Origin of the sequence: Butyrivibrio sp. M55 (genome assembly GCF_900116865.1) — a bacterium.
GTDB lineage: Bacteria > Bacillota > Clostridia > Lachnospirales > Lachnospiraceae > Butyrivibrio.
The window spans coordinates 109,572-128,955 of the sequence record NZ_FPCD01000005.1 but is presented as its reverse complement, the minus strand read 5'-3'; the positions used below and the strand labels follow the sequence as shown (position 1 = coordinate 128,955).

The 19,384-nt window shown below is 43.6% G+C and carries 13 protein-coding genes and 8 tRNA genes; 16 read left to right on the top strand and 5 right to left on the bottom strand.

Annotated features, from left to right (window positions below):
• Positions 1-29 precede the first annotated feature (29 nt).
• From BM398_RS07975 to BM398_RS07910, 14 genes are all read left to right on the top strand, one after another.
• Entirely contained in the window at positions 30-749 is a 720-nt protein-coding gene (locus tag BM398_RS07975) for an energy-coupling factor ABC transporter ATP-binding protein (protein ID WP_092337200.1), read from the top strand.
• Between the two features lie 92 nt (positions 750-841).
• On the top strand, positions 842-2,017 hold the full coding sequence (locus tag BM398_RS07970) for an acetyl-CoA C-acetyltransferase (protein WP_026656774.1): 1,176 nt from the start codon (positions 842-844) through the stop codon (positions 2,015-2,017).
• A 27-nt stretch (positions 2,018-2,044) separates the two neighbouring features.
• Positions 2,045-3,184 (top strand): HD domain-containing phosphohydrolase, encoded by a 1,140-nt coding sequence (locus BM398_RS07965; RefSeq protein ID WP_092337199.1) that lies wholly within the window; start codon positions 2,045-2,047, stop codon positions 3,182-3,184.
• A 67-nt stretch (positions 3,185-3,251) separates the two neighbouring features.
• Positions 3,252-3,325: transfer RNA gene (locus BM398_RS07960), tRNA-Arg, on the top strand.
• Positions 3,326-3,385: 60 nt separating this feature from the next.
• The gene (locus BM398_RS07955; RefSeq protein WP_092337198.1) at positions 3,386-4,534 is read left to right on the top strand and encodes a THUMP domain-containing class I SAM-dependent RNA methyltransferase; all 1,149 of its coding nucleotides are present in this window, start codon (positions 3,386-3,388) and stop codon (positions 4,532-4,534) included.
• Between the two features lie 24 nt (positions 4,535-4,558).
• A complete protein-coding gene (locus BM398_RS07950) occupies positions 4,559-5,602 on the top strand; it encodes an N-acetylmuramoyl-L-alanine amidase family protein (protein WP_175531879.1) in 1,044 nt (347 codons plus the stop codon).
• The gene (locus tag BM398_RS07945) at positions 5,599-6,231 is read left to right on the top strand and encodes an XTP/dITP diphosphatase (RefSeq protein WP_092337196.1); all 633 of its coding nucleotides are present in this window, start codon (positions 5,599-5,601) and stop codon (positions 6,229-6,231) included. The genes BM398_RS07950 and BM398_RS07945 overlap by 4 nt, the downstream gene beginning before the upstream one ends.
• Positions 6,231-6,710: a metallophosphoesterase family protein gene (locus BM398_RS07940; protein WP_092337195.1), complete on the top strand. Its 480-nt coding sequence runs from the start codon at positions 6,231-6,233 to the stop codon at positions 6,708-6,710. Before BM398_RS07945 ends, BM398_RS07940 begins: the two co-directional genes overlap by 1 nt.
• A 119-nt stretch (positions 6,711-6,829) precedes the next feature.
• A tRNA-Pro gene (locus BM398_RS07935) sits at positions 6,830-6,904 on the top strand.
• A gap of 40 nt (positions 6,905-6,944) precedes the next feature.
• Positions 6,945-7,015 (top strand) — tRNA-Gly (locus BM398_RS07930).
• 134 nt (positions 7,016-7,149) lie between these two features.
• A tRNA-Arg gene (locus tag BM398_RS07925) sits at positions 7,150-7,223 on the top strand.
• Between the two features lie 10 nt (positions 7,224-7,233).
• Positions 7,234-7,307: transfer RNA gene (locus BM398_RS07920), tRNA-His, on the top strand.
• 118 nt (positions 7,308-7,425) lie between these two features.
• Positions 7,426-7,497: transfer RNA gene (locus BM398_RS07915), tRNA-Gln, on the top strand.
• 44 nt (positions 7,498-7,541) lie between these two features.
• Positions 7,542-7,614 (top strand) — tRNA-Lys (locus BM398_RS07910).
• Between the two features lie 37 nt (positions 7,615-7,651).
• On the opposite strand, the gene BM398_RS07905 is transcribed toward BM398_RS07910, so the two are convergent.
• From BM398_RS07905 to BM398_RS07890, 4 genes are all read right to left on the bottom strand, one after another.
• Positions 7,652-9,010: an MATE family efflux transporter gene (locus tag BM398_RS07905; protein ID WP_092337194.1), complete on the bottom strand. Its 1,359-nt coding sequence runs from the start codon at positions 9,008-9,010 to the stop codon at positions 7,652-7,654.
• A gap of 180 nt (positions 9,011-9,190) precedes the next feature.
• Positions 9,191-9,271: transfer RNA gene (locus BM398_RS07900), tRNA-Leu, on the bottom strand.
• Between the two features lie 106 nt (positions 9,272-9,377).
• Positions 9,378-12,152, bottom strand: a complete 2,775-nt coding sequence (locus tag BM398_RS07895) for a transglycosylase domain-containing protein (RefSeq protein ID WP_092337193.1) — start codon at positions 12,150-12,152, stop codon at positions 9,378-9,380.
• Between the two features lie 21 nt (positions 12,153-12,173).
• On the bottom strand, positions 12,174-15,122 hold the full coding sequence (locus BM398_RS07890; RefSeq protein WP_092337192.1) for a transglycosylase domain-containing protein: 2,949 nt from the start codon (positions 15,120-15,122) through the stop codon (positions 12,174-12,176).
• A gap of 90 nt (positions 15,123-15,212) precedes the next feature.
• On the opposite strand from BM398_RS07890, the gene BM398_RS07885 reads away from it, so the two are divergent.
• On the top strand, positions 15,213-15,845 hold the full coding sequence (locus BM398_RS07885; RefSeq protein WP_092337191.1) for a YigZ family protein: 633 nt from the start codon (positions 15,213-15,215) through the stop codon (positions 15,843-15,845).
• A gap of 107 nt (positions 15,846-15,952) precedes the next feature.
• On the opposite strand, the gene typA is transcribed toward BM398_RS07885, so the two are convergent.
• Complete coding sequence (typA, locus tag BM398_RS07880) at positions 15,953-17,782, bottom strand: translational GTPase TypA (protein WP_092337190.1); 1,830 nt, start codon at positions 17,780-17,782, stop codon at positions 15,953-15,955.
• Positions 17,783-17,949: 167 nt separating this feature from the next.
• Between typA and BM398_RS07875 the strand changes: the two genes are divergently transcribed.
• Positions 17,950-19,380 (top strand): TldD/PmbA family protein, encoded by a 1,431-nt coding sequence (locus BM398_RS07875; RefSeq protein WP_092337189.1) that lies wholly within the window; start codon positions 17,950-17,952, stop codon positions 19,378-19,380.
• Positions 19,381-19,384: the final 4 nt, after the last annotated feature.

Genomic DNA, 19,384 nt, shown 5'->3' with positions numbered 1-19,384 from the left:
GGGTAAAAATGGTTTGAGTGAGGTGCGATATGAAAACCGGAGTAAACGGTGAACTTCTGAATATAGAGGGCTTATGCTTTTCATATGAAAAAGACAATGTGGTTTTAAAAGACATTTCTTTTAAGGCAAACTACGGTGAGAGTATCGCGCTTGTCGGTGCGAACGGAATCGGCAAATCGACGCTAATGAAGCTCATGGTCGGGCTGTATATGAACTACACGGGTGACATAACCGTTGCGGGACATAAGATGTGCAAAAAAAATCTCGACCACATAAGAGAGCACATCGGCTATGTCTTTCAGGATTCGGATAGTCAGCTCTTTTTATCAACGGTCGAAGACGATGTGGCGTTCGGCCCTCGTAACTATGGGCTTTCTGAGAAAGAAGTTGAAGAAAGGGTTACAGAGGCTCTTAGACTTGTAGGAATAGAGCGGCTTAGAAACAACAAGACGTACAAATTATCGGGCGGTGAGAAAAAACTTTCGGCGATAGCCACGATTCTTTCGATGAAACCGGATATAATAATTATGGATGAACCTTCGATAGCCTTGGATCCGAGGAACAGAAAAAATCTTATCAAGGTGCTCACGGGTATCGGCGGGCTTAAGATCATAGCTTCGCACGACCTTGATTTTGTGAGAAATACCTGTGAGAGAACGATTCTTTTGGATGAGGGAACAATAGTTGCCGACGGAAGAACGGAAGATGTTCTCGGAGACGAGAAGTTGTTAGAGGAACATGGACTTTAATGAGAAATAGTGTAAACATTAATACGTTGAGCGCTTATCATTAAAGTGATAAAATAATAATTGATACAGTGTATATTTTTGGAGGTAGACACATGAGAAAAGTAGTACTTGCAGGAGCATGCAGAACAGCAATCGGAACAATGGGGGGAGCACTTAGCACAACACCTGCTCCGGCACTTGGAACTATTGTTATCAAAGAGGCACTTAACCGTGCAGGAGTTAAACCTGAACAGGTTGATGAAGTATATATGGGATGTGTTATCCAGGCAGGACTTGGACAGAATCCCGCAAGACAGGCAGCATTAAATGCAGGTATTCCTGTTGAGGTTCCCGCTACAACAATCAACGTATTGTGCGGATCGGGTCTTCACTGCGTTAACCTTGCAGCTAAGCTTATCGGAATGGGCGATGCTGATATCATCGTAGCAGGCGGAATGGAGAACATGTCAATGGCTCCTTACCTTATGCAGCAGGGAAGATACGGATATCGTATGGGATCCGGAGAACTTCAGGATGCGATGATCAAAGACGCACTCACAGATGCTTTTGGCGGATATCATATGGGTATCACTGCTGAGAATATCGCAGAGCAGTGGCATCTTACAAGAGAGCAGCTTGATGAGTTCGCAGCATGGTCTCAGAACAAAGCTGAGAAGGCAATCGCAGACGGTAAATTCAAGGAAGAGATCGTTCCTGTAGAGATAAAGAAAAAGAAAGAGACAATCATTTTTGACACAGACGAAGGTCCAAGAAAGGGCGTTACAGCAGAGGGTATCGCACATCTTAAGCCCGCATTCAAGAAAGACGGTGTGGTTACAGCAGCAAATTCTTCAGGAATCAACGATGCAGCTTCTGCAATTATCGTTATGAGTGAAGAGAAGGCAAAAGAGCTTGGTGTTAAGCCTCTCGGAACATGGATTGCCGGAGAGCTTGCAGGTGTAGAACCCAGCATCATGGGAATCGGACCTGTAGCAGCTACTCAGAAAGTTATGAAAAAAGCCGGATATTCAATCGGTGATTTTGATCTTATCGAAGCAAATGAGGCTTTTGCCGCACAGTCAGTGGCTGTTCAGCATGACCTCGGATTCAGCAAAGATGTACTTAATGTAAACGGTGGAGCAATTGCACTCGGACATCCCGTTGGATGCTCGGGAAACAGAATTCTTGTTTCACTTCTGTATGAGATGCAGAGAAGAGATGTTCATAAGGGACTTGCAACTCTTTGTGTTGGCGGTGGAATGGGCTGCGCTGCAATTGTAGAGCGATAAATGACTTAAAACTCATGGAGGCTTTTGATGGCTGATCGTTCAATTATGCTTGTTGATGATAATGACATTAACAGAGGTATCCTTGCAGAGATTTTTAAAGATAAGTACAACATCATAGAGGCGAGTGACGGAAGTGAAGCTGTGAGACTTATCAATCAGGAGCGCTCAAAGCTTGCTGCCATATTGCTTGATGTTATCATGCCGGGAATGGACGGTTATGCTGTTCTGGAATCGATGGTAAGCCAGGACAACTTAAACGAGAAAATTCCCGTGCTCATGATCACTGCGGATACGTCTACCGAGGCAGAAAGAACCAGCTATGAGAAAGGCGCGGCGGACGTGATTCACAAGCCTTTCGATCCTGTCATCGTAGACAGGCGTGTTTCGAAAGCAATTGAATTATACGATCATAAGAACAATCTTGAGACTAAGGTGGACGATCAGACGAGAGTCTTGAAAAAGCAGTTCATCTACCTTAAGAAACAGGAAGAAAAACTTCGTTACAGTAACGAAAAAGTCATAGATACAATAGCAACGATAATTGAGTTCAGAAATATGGAATCGGGCTATCACCTTAAGAGAATCAAAGGGTTTGTGCGAATACTTGCTCTTACGGCGATGAACAATTATCCGGAGCTCGGTCTTACACCTCACATGATTGAAGTCATAACACAGGCTTCCGCCATGCATGATGTAGGTAAGATCTCGGTTCCCGATTCAATCCTTCTTAAACCCGGAAGACTTACTTCGGAAGAGTTTGAAGTAATGAAGTCTCACACGACAAGAGGGTGCGAGATAATCGAGAAGCTCAAAGATATTCAGGATAAAGAATATTACGAAGCCTGCCTCGATATCTGCAGACACCACCACGAAAGATACGATGGAAGAGGATATCCCGACGGACTCAAGGGCGAAGAGAACTCCATAGGGGCTCAGCTTACAGCCATTGCCGACGTATACGACGCCCTCGTAAGTGATCGTGTATACAAATCCGCATATCCTGTGGATAAAGCCTATGAGATGATCAAGAACGGCGAATGCGGTGTGTTCTCTCCAAAGCTCCTTGCATGCTTCGAATTTGCAAGACCCGATATGGAGAAACTCGTAGCTCAGACCAAAGCCGCAGAAGCGGCAGAGAAAAACAGCTATTCGCCTTACGGAAGTTGAAAAAAATATTATTGACAAAGACGCCTGCGGTACATATAATATAATTTGTTGCCGCAGGCGACACTATGTGAGTGTAGCTCAGCTGGATAGAGCGTCTGGCTACGGACCAGAAGGTCGCGAGTTCGAATCTTGTCACTCACATTACGGTTAAGAAGCGTATCGGATTGATACGCTTTTTTCTTTTTGGTATACTAATTTGGTATGAAAAAGATGGAATTGATAGCCCCTTGCCATTTTGGCCTGGAGGCGGTACTAAAAAAAGAAATAATAGATCTCGGCTATGATATAACTGAGGTCTCGGACGGCAGGATAACTTTCGCGGGTGATGCGGATGCAGTATGCCGTGCCAATATTGGTCTTAGAACTGCGGAGAGAATCCTCATAAAAGTAGGAGCATTCCACGCAGAGTCTTTCGAAGAGCTGTACCAGGGAGTCAAGGAACTTCCTTGGGAAGAGTTTATCCCCGAGCGAGGAAAGTTCTGGGTAAAAAAAGCATCAAGCGTTAAGAGCAAACTCTTTAGCCCTTCAGATATTCAATCAATTACTAAAAAAGCTATAGTTGAAAAGCTTAAACTCAGTTATCACACAGACTGGTTTAAGGAGGATGCGGAGAGCTATCCGATCAGAGTTTTTATCATGAAGGACGAAGTCACTGTGGCGCTTGATACGACAGGTGATTCCCTTCACAAAAGAGGCTACAGAAAGCTTGAATCCAAGGCGCCTATCGCCGAGAATCTTGCGGCTGCGCTTATTATGCTGACACCTTGGAATGGCAGCAGAATACTTGTGGATCCTTTTTGCGGAAGCGGAACTATCCCTATTGAAGCTGCGATGATGGCGGCAAATATAGCTCCCGGAATGAACAGAAACTTTACCGCGGAGAGCTGGACACATCTTATTACACCTCAGAACTGGAAGGATGTAAGAGAAGAGGCTCAGGAAGAGATAATCACAGATATTGATGTCGATATTCAGGGCTACGATCTTGATCCCGAGATGGTTGAGATTGCCAGGATCAACGCCAAAAAAGCGGGTGTAGAGAACATGATCCACTTCCAAGCAAGAGATATAGCGGATTTAAGCCACAGGAAGAAATACGGATTTATTATCACGAACCCTCCGTACGGTGAGAGAATCGGTGAAAAAGAAATCCTTCCGCAGCTTTACAAGACAATAGGAGAAAGATACAAGAGCCTTGACGCATGGTCGATGTACCTTATAACAGGCTATGAGCAGGCTGAAAAATATATAGGCAAAAAAGCTGATAAGAACAGAAAAATTTATAACGGAATGATCAAGACTTACTTTTATCAGTTTATGGGACCCAAGCCTCCAAGAAGAAGCGAGTGAGCCATTGTCATGAAAAAAGAGGAAATGAGAAAAGTAGCGGTTCTGACAGCAGTATTCGGCGTTGTTTCTATCACGCTTATGCTTCACAGATCTGCAACCAAACATATACTTATAACGGATGCCGCAGAAATGCCCGTGAGTAGTGTTAATTCGGGAAAATCTTTTGACCTGCTGATCCAAAAAGGAGAGCCGGAAGACGGAAAGATGAAACTTATCATTCCTCTTGCAAAAAGCGTAAGTTCTGAGGACATCAAGCTTGAAGACAGGTATTCCGACCATGAACTTCTTATCTACGTTGACTGTAGAGAAGAGGGTTTTTACGGCGATAATGCGATTGTTTCGGATAACGATATTCTGGAGAGTGCCGTTTGCCATACGGAAAACGATGCGGGCAGAGTGTGCCTTGATTTTAAACTTGACGGCTTTTATGCAAATGAGAGCGCGCTTACCGATCACAGTACAATTGAGGTCGAGTTTTTTAAACCAAAAGAAAGATATGACAAAGTTGTCCTTATCGATCCTGAGATAAACACGACGTTTGGCGGAATTTTGTCGGCAGCAGGTCTGTCCGAAAATGAGATCACGCTAGATGTTGCGCAGAGACTTCGTAGTATCGCGGAAAAAGATGTGGAGAACAAGGTCAAGTTCTTTTTTACCCATATGACGGATACAGATATTTCGGATGAAAGTAAAGAGCTTCTGATCAAAGAATCTTGCGCCGATATGGCTGTCAAGATAGCTACGTCCGATTCTAAAGACAAAGACAACAACGGAATAGAAACATATTACAACGGAACTTATTTTATCAGAGATCTTAGCAACGTGAGATTTGCCGATATTGTTGAGCGTAGCTGCGCGGACAATACGGGAAACACGGCGCTTGGAATATATGAATGTGACGAGAGCGATGCTCTTATCAAAAACTCCGGAGTTCCTTCCGCCAAGATTTCATTGGGATATCTTACGGGAAATAAGGATGCGGAGAAGCTTGCTACGGGCTCTTACAGGCAAAAGGCCGCTGAGGGCATTTATCAGGCGATTTTAGACGGCTATAAGGAGATGGAATGAGAATAGTATTTGCAACCGGAAATAAGGACAAATTGAAGGAAATACGCGAGATTTTGGATACTCTGAATATTGAGATCATCTCGATGAAAGAAGCAGGCGTTTTTGAAGACGTGGAAGAAAACGGTGAGACGTTTGCGGAAAACTCAATGATCAAGGCATCTGCGATTGCACAGATCATTAAGGATAAGTTTCCCAAAGAGGCGGAAGAGACGATAGTTCTTGCTGATGATTCGGGACTTGAGATTGATTATCTAAACGGCGAGCCGGGCGTTTATTCGGCAAGATATATGGGAAAAGAAACATCATATACCGAGAAGAACAACAATCTCATCGAGAGATTAAACGGAGTTCCCGACAGCGAGCGTACGGCGAGATTTGTATGTGCCATTTCAGCTGTTCTCCCTGACGGAAAAAAACTTTCTACAGTCGGAACAATGGAGGGCATTATAGGCTACGAGATTGCCGGAGCAAACGGTTTTGGTTACGATCCGATCTTTTATCTTCCCGAATACAAGAAGACAAGTGCCGAGATATCGGCGGATGAAAAGAATGCAATTAGTCACAGAGGAAAAGCTTTGAGAGAGATGGCTAAACTTCTTAAAGAAGAGTTGGTACGGGAGACTGATTGATGCACAGATATTTGGTGGTGAGTGATACTCACGGGAGAGATGACAACTTTTATAAAGTTCTTGATATAGAAGGGCCGGTTGACGGAATTATCCACTGCGGAGATTTTGAAGGCTCTGAGGGAAAGTTTGCCCTGGCTGCCGATTGTCCCGTGTACTTTGTTGCGGGAAATAACGACTTCTTTTCATCGCTTGGAAGAGAGTTGACTTTTACACTTGACGGACATAAGGCGTTTCTTACGCACGGACATCAGTATCTTGTGAGTATGGATCTTGAGAATCTTCGAAGCGAAGGGATTTCGAGAGGTGCAGAGCTTATTTTTTACGGACATACACACAAGCCTGTTGCGAAAACTATGGGCGGTGTCTACATCTTCAACCCCGGAAGTCTCGCATATCCCAGACAGGAAGGAAGACGGCCAAGTTACCTCATTTTGACCATCGAAAAAGACGATATAAAATATGAAATAAAATACCTGTAAATACGGGATTTTGCAACATAAAAATATTTGAAAAATAAGAAAAAATAATGTTGACAAGCCCCGAAAGACTATTATATAATAAATCTCGCGTTACGGCTTAGACCTTAATGCGAACAAGACGGGGTGTGGCTCAGCTTGGCTAGAGCACCTGCTTTGGGAGCAGGGGGTCGCAGGTTCGAATCCTGTCACCCCGATCAGGGGACAAGCCAAACATTATCTAAATATTGTATATATGCGGGTGTAGTTCAATGGTAGAACACTAGCCTTCCAAGCTAGATACGTGGGTTCGATTCCCATCACCCGCTTGAGTAGAGCACCTACTGAGGTTTTTCACGAAGTTGGTGCGAACCATGGGTGAACACTTAACGAGCTGAGCTTGCGAAGCGAGTTTAGTGAGAATCCCAGAGCAGAGCAGCTCTTTCTACTCACTTCAAAACATGTGTCCGTAGCTCAGCTGGATAGAGCAACGGCCTTCTAAGCCGTGGGTCGGGGGTTCGAATCCCTTCGGGCACATTTTTATATGGTGGCTATAGCGTAGTTGGTTAACGCGCCAGATTGTGGTTCTGGAGACCGAGGGTTCGAGTCCCTCTAGCCACCCTAAGTAATCACTTAATTACTTTTGTGTATTACTTAGTTCTGACAAACACATAGTGTGAGTTCGGAACAAACTTTTGTAATTGCTACAGCGGAGTATAGCGTTAAGCTCTTACAATCTTGGGCTATCGCCAAGCGGTAAGGCACAGCACTTTGACTGCTGCATACGACGGTTCGAATCCGGCTAGCCCAGTTAGCGGTGAGATGTTTCGTCGCAAAATTACATAATATTTACATGGGATATTAGCTCAGGTGGTAGAGCACTTGACTTTTAATCAAGTTGTCGGGGGTTCGAATCCCCCATGTCTCATTAGAAAACAGCTCAGTCGAATGACTGAGCTGTTTTTTTACTTAATAACTTTAGTCGCTTTAAATTTCATGTAATACGTGTAATAGAATAGAAACAGAATAGTAGTGGTTATCCATGTTATCGGGTAGCTTGCTTCTATTGTCTCGATCTGAGGGTAGAAAGGAAATACTCCCTTTATCCATACGATTCGAAGAGCACAGATTCCGCAAAGTGTGATGATCATTGGAATAATTGCTGTACCCATTCCGCGGAGCGTTCCTGAGAAAATCTCAACGCCAAGGAATGTGAAGTAGAACGGAGCAAGGAAATGCATCATCTGAACACCGATAGTAATTGTCTCGGGACTGCCAGGCGTGAAGAATGACAGTAGCTGTGCAGCCCAGACATAGAAGATTATTGTAATGGGAATCGTGATCGAAAGAGCAATTCCAAAGGCGCACTTTGTGCTTTCTTTTACCCTGTCAAGCTTACCTGCGCCGTAGTTCTGTCCTGAGAACGTTGTAACGGCAATTCCAAGCGAATTTACACCCATCCAGAATATTGAATCAAGTTTTCCGTACGCTGCCCATGCTGCGATGTAATTGAGTCCGAAACCGTTTATAGAGGTCTGTATGAGCAGGTTTGAGAATGTGTACATTGTAGACTGAATTGCAGCGGGAAAACCGATGCTGATAATCTTAAGTAAAATGAGCACATCAAAGCGTATCTTGCTGAGTATAAGCTTATATGAATCGTTTGCCTTAGTAAGCAAAAAGATAATGATACAGGCACTTATAAACTGGCAGATTATTGTTGCGATAGCGGCACCTGCGACACCCATCTTGAAATGAACCACAAAGAGGATATCGAGAAAGATATTTATAAAGCAGCTTACAATCAAGACATAGAGCGGTCTCTTGGAATCACCAACAGCTCTTAATATGCCGGCTCCGATATTGTAGACAAAGTTAAACACCATTCCCATAAAGAATATGCGAAGATATGTAACGGAAGAATCTATGATATCGGGAGCGGTATCCATAAGTATGATAATGCGTCGTGAAAAGGTATACCCCAAATACGTAATAATAAGCCCACCGACGATTGCAAGAGCGATTGCGGTATGAACTGCCTTGGACACTTCTTCGTGCCTCTTAGCGCCGTAAAATTGCGCAATAATGACCGTTGCACCGGACGATAGTCCCATAAAGATTCCCACAAAGATATTCACGATGATCGCAGAAGATCCACCGACAGATGCAAGACCCTCGGGACCAAGCACGTTACCTACGATAAGAGTATCGGATATATTATATAATTGCTGGAAAAAAGAGCCCAAAAGAAGAGTAAGGAAGTACATAAGCATACTTCCCAAAATAGGCCCGTTAATGATCGAATTATCAATCTTTTTATTCATAGAAAAATTGTCCCTCATAAAATTGTTTACGACAGATATTATAGCAGGAGTTGTAAAATAATTAAATCGTGATTATATAGATAAAATCGTGCATCCGAAGCGTAGAACTGTAATATTTGCTGGTAATAATCCGACAAACAAAAAAGGTTCTCCATGCACTCGCATGAAAAACCTCTAAACTGCGGATAAAGGGACTTGAACCCTTACGTCGAAGACACTAGAACCTAAATCTAGCGCGTCTGCCAATTCCGCCATATCCGCACGTGTCAAATACGACAACAAAATGATTATACATATGTTGGAATGGCTTTGCAAGAGAAAAAAGAAAACGCAGTCCGTAATGAACTGCGTTTTCGATATTATCATATTATCCACCTTCATTGTTTCCCTCAGGTTGTGGTTGAGGTTCCGGCTGTGGCTGAGGTTGCGGCTCGGGCTGAGGCTGTGGATCAGGTTGAGGTTGTGGCTGGTCGCCCTGATTCTGACCGTCTTGAGGCTGTGGTTGTGGCTGGCCTCCGCCTCCCCAACCGCCTGCACCGATCTGACCTCTTTCGGCTGCGATTATTCCTTCAATACCCGGCTGAGACATAAATTCCGCGGTGTGATGGCATGTGCCTGACATACCGCCGGTACTTACGCCGCCTGGGAAACCGGCTGCAATTTTTTCAAGTCTCTTTGGATCTCTTCCGCCATATCCTATAGTCTTGAAAGGACATTCAGGTGATGCGGATTTATGGTCAAGCTGACATATCTCTCCGAGACTGTGTACGTCACAGATTTCATCGGGAACATTATCTTTATCAAAAATCTCACTTATTACTTCGCCGCATCCTTCGAAGGGGAGAAGTCCTGACTGAGCACATACATTTTCGGTAACGATACCTGCAGGTTGTTCAAAGTGCATGGGGTCAAGATCTTCATGAATCTTCTCCATGGTCTTTCTCCACAGGGATTTTGCGAGGTTGTGCTCTTCGCCGCTACCCGGCAAATGTACGTTGTTATCATATCCTGCCCAGGATGTAGCGGTGTAGTAGTTGGTATATCCTGCAAACCAAACGTCTACGTTGCTGGTTGTTGTACCTGTCTTACCAGCTATATCGGTCTTACCAAAGTTTACTGATGTAGCTGTACCTTTTGTTACAACATCTTTCATTGCACTTGTGAGAAGATAAGCGCTTGTCTCTTTAAGAGCACGCTCACCTTCGGGAGCAACGTTATCAAGAAGAACATTTCCGTCATGGTCAAGAACCTGTACATACAAATGTGGCTTGTAATACATACCGCCGCTTGCGATAGAAGCATAGGCAGCATTAAGTTCTGAGCAATATACACCTTTTGCAACACCTCCGAGGGCGGTAGCCTGCTGCTTTCCGTCATCTTCCGTAAGTGTTGTAAAATGGAACTTGTTTACAAGATAATCGAAACCAACAGCGGGTGTTATATATGTAAATGCTTCAACAGTAAGAACGTTGGCAGATTTGATTATCGCATATCTTACAGACTGAAGGCCTCTGTACTCGGCACCCCAGTGGTTTTTAACAGCTCTGCCTTTTCCGTCCTGATAGTGGAACTCTGCATCCTTAAATGTAGTGGCGAGAGTGAGGTCTCCGTGATCGATTCCGGGCGCAAAGGTTGAAAGAACCTTAAATGTAGAACCGGGCTGTCTGGGAGACTTTGTAGCTCTGTTAAGTGAACGGTTGAACTTCTTATCGCCTCGTCCGCCGATAAGTGCAACTATCTGTCCGTTTCTCTGATCGCAGATTGTTATTGATACCTGAGGCTGGGGAACATAGTCAAGGAAAATATCCTTTTCGCCTACATATTCACCTTTTTCTGTATCAACAACGGATTCCTTGAACTTTTCAACAGCTGCATCAACGTCTTCCTGGGATTTAAAGATCATTCTGTCTTTACCGCCCATGAATTTATCCATGGAATAGCTGTCGTAATTCTGCTTTACAGAGCCGTCGGCATTACGAACCGTAAGTGCGAGCTGAGGGAACAGTTTTGTTGTCTTAGGATAGTTATCAGGGTTTTTGTATACTTCATCACATATACTCTGGATTTTACTGTCCTGTGAGGAAAAAATCTGAAGACCTCCGGCATATACAGCCTGCTCGGCATCATATTTTGACATTGCTTCATGACCTGTCTGTTTCATAAGTTCTTCATTCATAAGTGAAGCAATTACATCGTCGATAAGGGCATCGATAAAGTAGGAGTTGGGCTGTTTGTTTCCTGTTTCCTCATTTATTGTCTTGATGCGCTCATAGACAGTGTCGGTCTTGGCAATATCGTATTCTTCCTGTGTGATGTATCCTTGCGTGAGCATCTTATCAAGGACGATATTTCTTTTTTCCTTATTGTTGTCAGGATGCCTTCTTGGATCGTATTTACTTGGGTTCTGAGTAATTCCGGCAATTACTGCACATTCTGAGAGGTCAAGTTCTTCTACTTTTTTGCCGAAATAATCGTTTGCTGCAGCTTGAACACCATAGATACTCTGACCTAAGGCGATGGTATTCATGTAGTTTAAAAGAATATCTTCCTTGCTGATCTTTTTCTCAAGTTCTACAGCGAGGAACTGCTCCTGAATCTTACGCTTAATTCTGTCGAGCTTTGATTCTTTTGTCCAGGTCTCTCTGAATACTGTGTTCTTAATGAGCTGCTGGGTTATTGTACTTGCACCCTGAGACAGATCTCCTGATGAAAAAGCTTTGAAACCGGCACGGATCATACCGTGAATATCGATTCCGTTATGCTCGTAGAAACGTTCGTCCTCTACGGCAATAAAAGCATTTGTCAGATTTGCAGGGATCTTATCCCTGTTTTCTTTGGTTATAGTCTGTCTGTTTGAATCGGCTGAGTCGATCTTCTTTATCTTGTTTCCGTCTATGTCAAAAACGAAAGAAGAAAAGCCTGTGGGTTTGGCAAGGTTCTCAAGCTGTTCGGTTTTTTCGTTAACCTGATCCTTGATACCCATAAACACGCCGATTCCGGCGCTTGCAGTTATTATGATAGAACCTAAAATTGCTGAGATGAGAGAGTAGAAGCCGAAAAGACTGAATTTCTTTCCCCATCTGTCGGCACGTGCGCTAAGCGACTTTGCTTGCGCTACAATACCCCTTCTTCCAAAGTCCATAAAATGACCTCTCCTTTAGTATCAGTTATTCTGATTGTCACCGCCTTGGTTGTCATCGGGTTGCGGTGCAGGCTGCGGGTCCGGTTGAGGCTGAGGTTGTGGTTGGTCATTCTGACCATTTGGCCAATCGTTATTCTGGTTGCTGTTATTGTCTCCACCATTATTGTCTCCGCCATGATTATCACCGCCGTGATCATCACCGCCATTATTATCGCCGTCATGGTAATCATTATTCTGGTCATCACCGTCGTGATCTCCCATAAATCCATTGAACCATTGTTCGAAAGCGTTATTGTTTTGCCAGCTTTGCTGGTATTGTTCAACTTTATCCTGGTATCCGTTCTGTATCAATTCATTCGTGAGTATTTCAGCTATATTTCCCTGCGCCATGAATTCGGCGTTGTGATGACAGTGATCGCCAAACAAGCCATCCAAAAGTCCACCACCACCGCCTCCGGTGTTGTCGCCGCCAAAATTAAGTGGCTGTGCAAAGCCGTCCTTAATTTTTTCAAGTCTCATAGGATCTTTTTCACCGGTTGTCTGGAAAGGACAATTTGGACATGCGGGTTTATGATCGATAAGGCACATGGGAAACATTCCGCCGCCGACATGTACATCGCACATTTCGCTTTCGCCGGGAACATTATCTTTATCGAAGATTTCGTTTATTACTTCACAGCCGTTTGTCGGGCGCAGACCTGACTTGGCACATACATCCATTTTTACAATGCCGTCCGGAACTTCAAATTTGGCAGGCTCTAAGTCGGCATGTATCTCTTTCATTACTTTTGTCCACATGGTCTTTGCGAGGTTATGTTCTTCACCGCTGTTGGGCAAATGGACGTTGTTGTCATAACCGGCCCATGATGTTGCAGTGTAGTTGGCTGTAAAACCTGCAAACCATACGTCTACGTTGCTGGTTGTTGTACCTGTTTTACCTGCAATGTCTCTGTTCTTGTCGAAGTTGACGGATGTAGCTGTACCTTTTGTTACAACGTCTTTCATTGCGCTCTTAAGAAGGTATGCACTTGTTTCTTTAAGTGCACGTTCGCCTTCAGGTGCTGTATTGTCGATAAGCACATTTCCATCGTGGTCGAGAACTTTTTGAAAAAGATGAGGTTTATAATATATTCCGCCGTTTGCTATAGTGGCATATGCTGCATTAAGTTCGTTGCAATATACACCATGTTCAACACCACCAAGGCAAGTAGCCTGCTGTTCAAGGTCGCCTTTTGTAAGTGTTGTGAAATGGAACTTATTCTTAAGGTAATCTGCACCAACCGCAGGAGTTATGTATGTATATGCTTCAACAGTAAGAACGTTGGCAGATTTGATTATAGCGTATCTTACAGACTGAAGACCTCTGTATTCGGCACCCCAGTGGTTCTTAACAGCTCGACCTCGTCCGTTGTCATAGTGGAATTCTGCATCCTTGAATGTAGTTGCAAGGGTTAGATCTCCGTGGTCGATTCCCGGTGCAAAGCATGCAATAACCTTAAATGTTGAACCGGGCTGTCTTTTGGCTCCTGTTGCTCTGTTAAGGGATCTGTTCTGTTTCTTTTCACCGCGTCCGCCTATAAGTGCAACAATCTGGCCTGTTTTTTGGTCAGCGACTGTTAATGAGATCTGAGGCTGTGGAACGTATTCAAGAGATTCGTCATGCTCATTTACTGTATCGCCTTCCCCGACATACTTTTCTTTGAATTTCTCAATGGCTGCGTCTACGTCTTCTTTGGATTTGAAGATCATTTTTTCTCTGCCGCCCATGAATTTATCCAAGTGATTACTGTTATAGTTATCAACCGAACCGTCTTTGTGATGAACAGTCAAAAGATACTGAGGATATATCTTTGTTCCTTTAGGATAATTATCGGGATTTCCGTATATTTCATCACAGATATTCTGTATTTTTGTATCTTGCGAGGAATAAACTTTAAGACCGCCTGAATAAACTTCGTTTATCGCCTCCTGTTTGGTCATGACTTTATCACCCATTATTTCTTCATCCATGAGTGAGTTGATAAGGTCATCAATAAGGGCATCAACAAAGTAAGAGTTAACTTTTTTGTTTTCTTCTGTTTCTTCATTCACAGATTTGATGCGGTCATATATATCGTCTGATTTTGCAATGTCATATTCATCCTGTTTGATATAGCCCTGGGCGAGCATTTTATCAAGGACAATATTTCTTTTTTCTTTATTGTTCTCAGGATGTCTACGAGGGTCGTATTTGCTGGGGTTCTGAGTGATTCCGGCAATTACGGCACATTCTGAGAGGTCGAGGTCTTCGACATTTTTTCCAAAATAAGTCTTTGCAGCTGCCTGAACGCCGTAGACACTCTGGCCCAAGGCGATTGTGTTCATGTAGTTTACAAGAATCTGTTCCTTGGTCTGCTGTTTTTCAAGCTCAACCGCGAGGAACTGTTCCTGAATCTTACGCTTAATTTTTTCAAGTTTGGATTCGTTTGTCCAGGTTTCACTAAATACAGTGTTCTTAATAAGCTGCTGTGTAATTGTACTCGCACCCTGTGACATATCACCTGATGAAAGTGCTTTGAATCCGGCACGGATAATACCGTGAATATCAATTCCGTTGTGGTCGTAGAAACGTTCATCCTCTACGGCAACAAAAGCGTTGGACATATTCTCCGGAATCTTATCTCCGGGTACAACTACACGGTTTGAATCAGCAGCATCAAGCTTTGCAATCTGATTCTGTTCCTGATCGTATACAAATGTAGAAAAGCCTTTGGGAGTAGCAAGAGTCTCCAGCTTACTTGCATAATCATTCGCCTGATCTTTTACACCCATAAAAACGCCGAGTCCGGCGCTGGCACCTATTATCGCTACGGCTAAAACTCCTGATATCAGAGAGTAAAAACCTAATAGTCCAAATTTTTTCCCCCACTTATCGGTACCGGAACTTAGCACTCGGGCTTGAGACACGATACCTCGTTTACCATAATTCATATATCAACCTCTCTTTTTATTCCTTTTATAATGTATGTTAGTATACCACTAATTGAAGATATTATAAAGAAAGTGTGTTATTATGGCTTTATGAGTGAGATTAAAACGTACAAAGTAGTAACAAAAGAGGGAACGGGCGAGATTGTCGAGAAAAAGTCCAGATTTATAGGTAGTTCCTACATAGTCGAGTCCGTAGAAGACGCAGAAAAGAAGATTGCAGAGGTGTCAAAAAAGTATTGGGATGCGCGCCACAATTGCTATGCCTATGTAATAGGTAAAAACAGCGAGAATACCAGATGCAGTGATAACGGAGAACCGTCGGGAACCGCAGGAAAGCCCATACTTGAGGTAATCACGGGGGCGGGACTTACCAATACACTTGTGATAGTTACAAGGTATTTCGGAGGAGTTCTTCTTGGTACCGGAGGCCTTGTAAGAGCCTATACACAGGCCGCTCAGGCCGCCATTGCAGCTTCCGAAACGGGAGAGATGGTATATGCCAGACAGCTCACGGTAGAAGTCGCATATAATATGATAAATAACGTAAAATATTTCCTTGAACAAAATAAAATTTCTATAAGCGATCCAAGGTATACAGAAAACGTTCAATACGATATTTGCGTAAAAGAAGAAGATAAAGAAAAAATCACCGAAGGCCTCATCCAGAAGTGTGAAGGAAAAATAACCATCACTGAAGGAGATGCAGGATATTACCTCATGTGAGGAATTAAGGAAATTTAGAAAATAAGGAAAAATAAGGAAAAAAGAACCTTGCAATACAAAAAACAAGACATATATATATATGTCTTGTTTTTTGTGACGTAACCCTTTTACTTTTTAAAGTTTGCTCTCTTACGAAGTGTAGGATCGAGAATTCTCTTTCTGATACGAAGGCTTGTAGGTGTAACCTCAAGAAGCTCATCGTTATCGATAAATTCGATTGCCTGCTCAAGAGACATGATTTTCGGAGGAACAAGTCTTAATGCTTCGTCTGAAGATGAAGTTCTTGTGTTTGTAAGGTGTTTTGTCTTACATACGTTAACTTCAACGTCTTCGCTCTTTCCACTGGTTCCGATTACCATTCCTGAATAAACCTTGTCACCTGTCTTAATGAAGAGCTGACCTCTGTCCTGAGCATTGAAGAGACCGTAAGCGGTTGCCTCACCTGTCTCAAATGCGATTACGGAACCGGTCTTTCTATAGTTCATATCTCCCTTGTAAGGAGCATATCCGTCAAAGATTGTATTGATGATTCCGTTACCCTTTGTATCTGTCATGAACTCACCTCTGTAACCGATAAGTCCACGTGAAGGGATGTTGAACTCAATACGTGTATATCCGCCGTTTCCGGCACCCATGTTTACAAGCTCGCCTTTTCTTTCGCCAAGCTTCTGGATAACGCTTCCTGAGAACTCGTCGGGAACGTCGATGTAGCATTTTTCCATAGGTTCAAGTTTCTGGCCGTTTTCATCTGTGTGATAGATAACCTCAGCTTTACTTACCGCAAACTCAAATCCTTCACGACGCATTGTCTCGATAAGAACTGAGAGGTGAAGCTCGCCTCGACCTGAAACCTTGAATGTCTCTGTTGTATCTGTATCTTCTACACGAAGAGAAACGTCTGTGTTGAGCTCTTTGTAAAGTCTGTCTCTGAGGTGACGTGAAGTAACATATTTACCTTCCTGACCTGCGAGAGGAGAGTCGTTTACAATGAAGTTCATGGAGATTGTGGGCTCTGAGATCTTCTGGAAAGGAATTGCAACCTGCTCATCAACGGAACAGATTGTATCACCGATCTTAAGATCTTCGATTCCGGAGATGGCAACGATTGAACCAATCTTTGCCTCCTGAACCTCAACTCTTCCGAGACCGTCGTACTCATAGAGCTTGCTGATCTTGGTCTTAACGCGTCTTTCAGGCTCGTGGTGGTTTACTACGATAACTTCCTGGTTTACTTTAACAACACCGTTATCAACCTTACCTACACCGATACGTCCTACGTACTCGTTGTAGTCGATAGTGCTGATAAGAACCTGTGTGCTCGCATCGGGATCTCCGACGGGAGCGGGGATATAATTAATGATTGTATCAAGAAGAGGCTTCATATCCTTGCCTGCTTCATCAAGTGAAAGAGATGATGTTCCTGCTTTTGCGGAAGCGAATACGAACGGGCAGTCAAGCTGGTTGTCATCTGCGCCGAGGTCGATGAGAAGTTCAAGAACTTCATCGATAACTTCGTTAGGTCTTGCTTCGGGTCTGTCAATCTTGTTGACACATACGATAACGGGAAGACCGAGAGCCATAGCTTTTCCAAGAACGAACTTGGTCTGGGGCATGGGGCCTTCGAAAGCGTCAACAACAAGGATAACGCCGTTAACCATCTTAAGAACACGCTCAACCTCACCACCGAAATCAGCGTGACCGGGAGTGTCGATGATATTGATCTTGATATCTTTATAAGTAATAGCTGTATTCTTGGACATGATTGTGATTCCACGCTCTTTTTCGATATCGCCGGAATCCATTACGCGCTCTACAACTTCCTGACCTTCACGGAAAACACCGCTCTGTCTCAAAAGTCCGTCAACCAGAGTTGTTTTACCATGGTCAACGTGTGCAATTATCGCAACGTTTCTAACATCATTTCTTGTCTGCTTCATAAATCTTTTGTCTCCTTAAAAAACACATCCATTTCAAACTAAGGAATTATAGCACGCGTATTTTTATTGTTCAACCATAAAATTTCACAGAAAAATAGACCTTTTATGTTAGAATAGAGCGTGGCTGCGAAGATATGACCCAAATAAAGTTACGAAAGGAGATAATAATGAAAGCTAAATTTTCTATATATTTAAACGACATGGCGTTGAGATTGAAAGAGATGATAGCAGAGCTTGCAAAAAGCTATGACTATGTCAGCGTTCTTTCAACAGACTCTGTAGGTTTCAATGTCAGAGTATCTCAGCGTGTTAAGACTATTGCCGGATCAACCCTTACAACAGAGAGAGGAAATGTCATAAGGGTTTACAAAGACGGCCTTTACAGCGAATATTCTTTTAACAGATTTGAGGGCGATGCCGTAGCTATGGCAGCCAAGGCTAAGGGAGTTCTTGATCGTCAGCTTGCAGTGTTAAAAGAGACAAATTCAGAAATCTACAATACTCCCAAGCTCGAGGATGAGAAGCAGGAGCTCTTTGTGGAAATGGAGACTGGAGAACTTCCTGAAGAGACAGATCTTTCGGCTCTTGTTGGTAAGCTTCAGAAGCTCAGCGACGAGGGAGTAGCTCTTTCTGATGAAGTCATTGATTGCACCTGTGCGGCTCAGTCAACCCACATTTGCAAGATGTTCCTTACACCAAATAAGGACCTTCGTCAGAGCTATGTAATTTCAGAAGGTTTCGTGTACATGATCGGTGACCGCGATGGTAATAGCAATCAGGCTATCAACGGAATTTCTGACAGAGAAGGTCCGGAAATTTTTGAAAGACTCGGAGACCTCGTCAATAAGAGTTTCAAGGAACTTCAGGACAGCCTTGGTTCTGAGCACGTGATTCCGGGAGAGTATGAAATCATTACTGCTCCCGACGTTTCGGGACTTATCGCTCACGAGGCATTCGGTCACGGCGTTGAGATGGATATGTTCGTTAAGAAAAGAGCTCTCGGAGCAGATTATATTGATAAGAGAGTCGGATCGGATCTTGTTACCATGCATGAAGGTGCAAACTGCGTAAAAGATGTATCCAGCTATGCATTTGACGATGAAGGAACTTTGGCGGGCGATGTTATCGAGATTGAAAAGGGTATCCTTAAGGCAGGTATATGCGATGCTCTTGCAGCTCTCAGACTCGGAACAAAGCCAACCGGTAACGGCAAGAGAGAGAACTTCGAGCACAAGGCTTACACAAGAATGACAAACACAATGTTTGATAAGGGAACATCCACAAAAGAAGAGATGATCGCTTCGGTTAAGAAGGGATATCTTTTAGTCGGAATTGATGCCGGAATGGAGGATCCAAAGCACTGGGGAATTCAGTGCATCATAGCAAGAGGTTACGAGATCATCGACGGAAAGCTCACCGGAAAGGTGGTTTCTCCTGTTGTTCTCACGGGCTATGTGCCCAATCTTCTTGGATCCATTTCCATGGCTAGCAACGACTACGAATCATTCGGAGACGGAGCCTGCGGAAAAGGCCACAAGGAATGGGTTAAGGTTTCAGACGGCGGCCCATACCTGAAGGCAGTGGCAAGACTTGGATAAAGGG

Excerpts from the sequence above, each read along its gene's own strand:
- BM398_RS07975 (WP_092337200.1), top strand. The coding sequence starts at position 30 with ATGAAAACCGGAGTAAACGGTGAACTTCTGAATATAGAGGGCTTATGC.
- BM398_RS07970 (WP_026656774.1), top strand. The coding sequence starts at position 842 with ATGAGAAAAGTAGTACTTGCAGGAGCATGCAGAACAGCAATCGGAACA.
- BM398_RS07965 (WP_092337199.1), top strand. The coding sequence starts at position 2,045 with ATGGCTGATCGTTCAATTATGCTTGTTGATGATAATGACATTAACAGA.
- BM398_RS07955 (WP_092337198.1), top strand. The coding sequence starts at position 3,386 with ATGAAAAAGATGGAATTGATAGCCCCTTGCCATTTTGGCCTGGAGGCG.
- BM398_RS07950 (WP_175531879.1), top strand. The coding sequence starts at position 4,559 with ATGAGAAAAGTAGCGGTTCTGACAGCAGTATTCGGCGTTGTTTCTATC.
- BM398_RS07945 (WP_092337196.1), top strand. The coding sequence starts at position 5,599 with ATGAGAATAGTATTTGCAACCGGAAATAAGGACAAATTGAAGGAAATA.
- BM398_RS07940 (WP_092337195.1), top strand. The coding sequence starts at position 6,231 with ATGCACAGATATTTGGTGGTGAGTGATACTCACGGGAGAGATGACAAC.
- BM398_RS07905 (WP_092337194.1), bottom strand. The coding sequence starts at position 9,010 with ATGAATAAAAAGATTGATAATTCGATCATTAACGGGCCTATTTTGGGA.
- BM398_RS07895 (WP_092337193.1), bottom strand. The coding sequence starts at position 12,152 with ATGGACTTTGGAAGAAGGGGTATTGTAGCGCAAGCAAAGTCGCTTAGC.
- BM398_RS07890 (WP_092337192.1), bottom strand. The coding sequence starts at position 15,122 with ATGAATTATGGTAAACGAGGTATCGTGTCTCAAGCCCGAGTGCTAAGT.
- BM398_RS07885 (WP_092337191.1), top strand. The coding sequence starts at position 15,213 with ATGAGTGAGATTAAAACGTACAAAGTAGTAACAAAAGAGGGAACGGGC.
- typA (WP_092337190.1), bottom strand. The coding sequence starts at position 17,782 with ATGAAGCAGACAAGAAATGATGTTAGAAACGTTGCGATAATTGCACAC.
- BM398_RS07875 (WP_092337189.1), top strand. The coding sequence starts at position 17,950 with ATGAAAGCTAAATTTTCTATATATTTAAACGACATGGCGTTGAGATTG.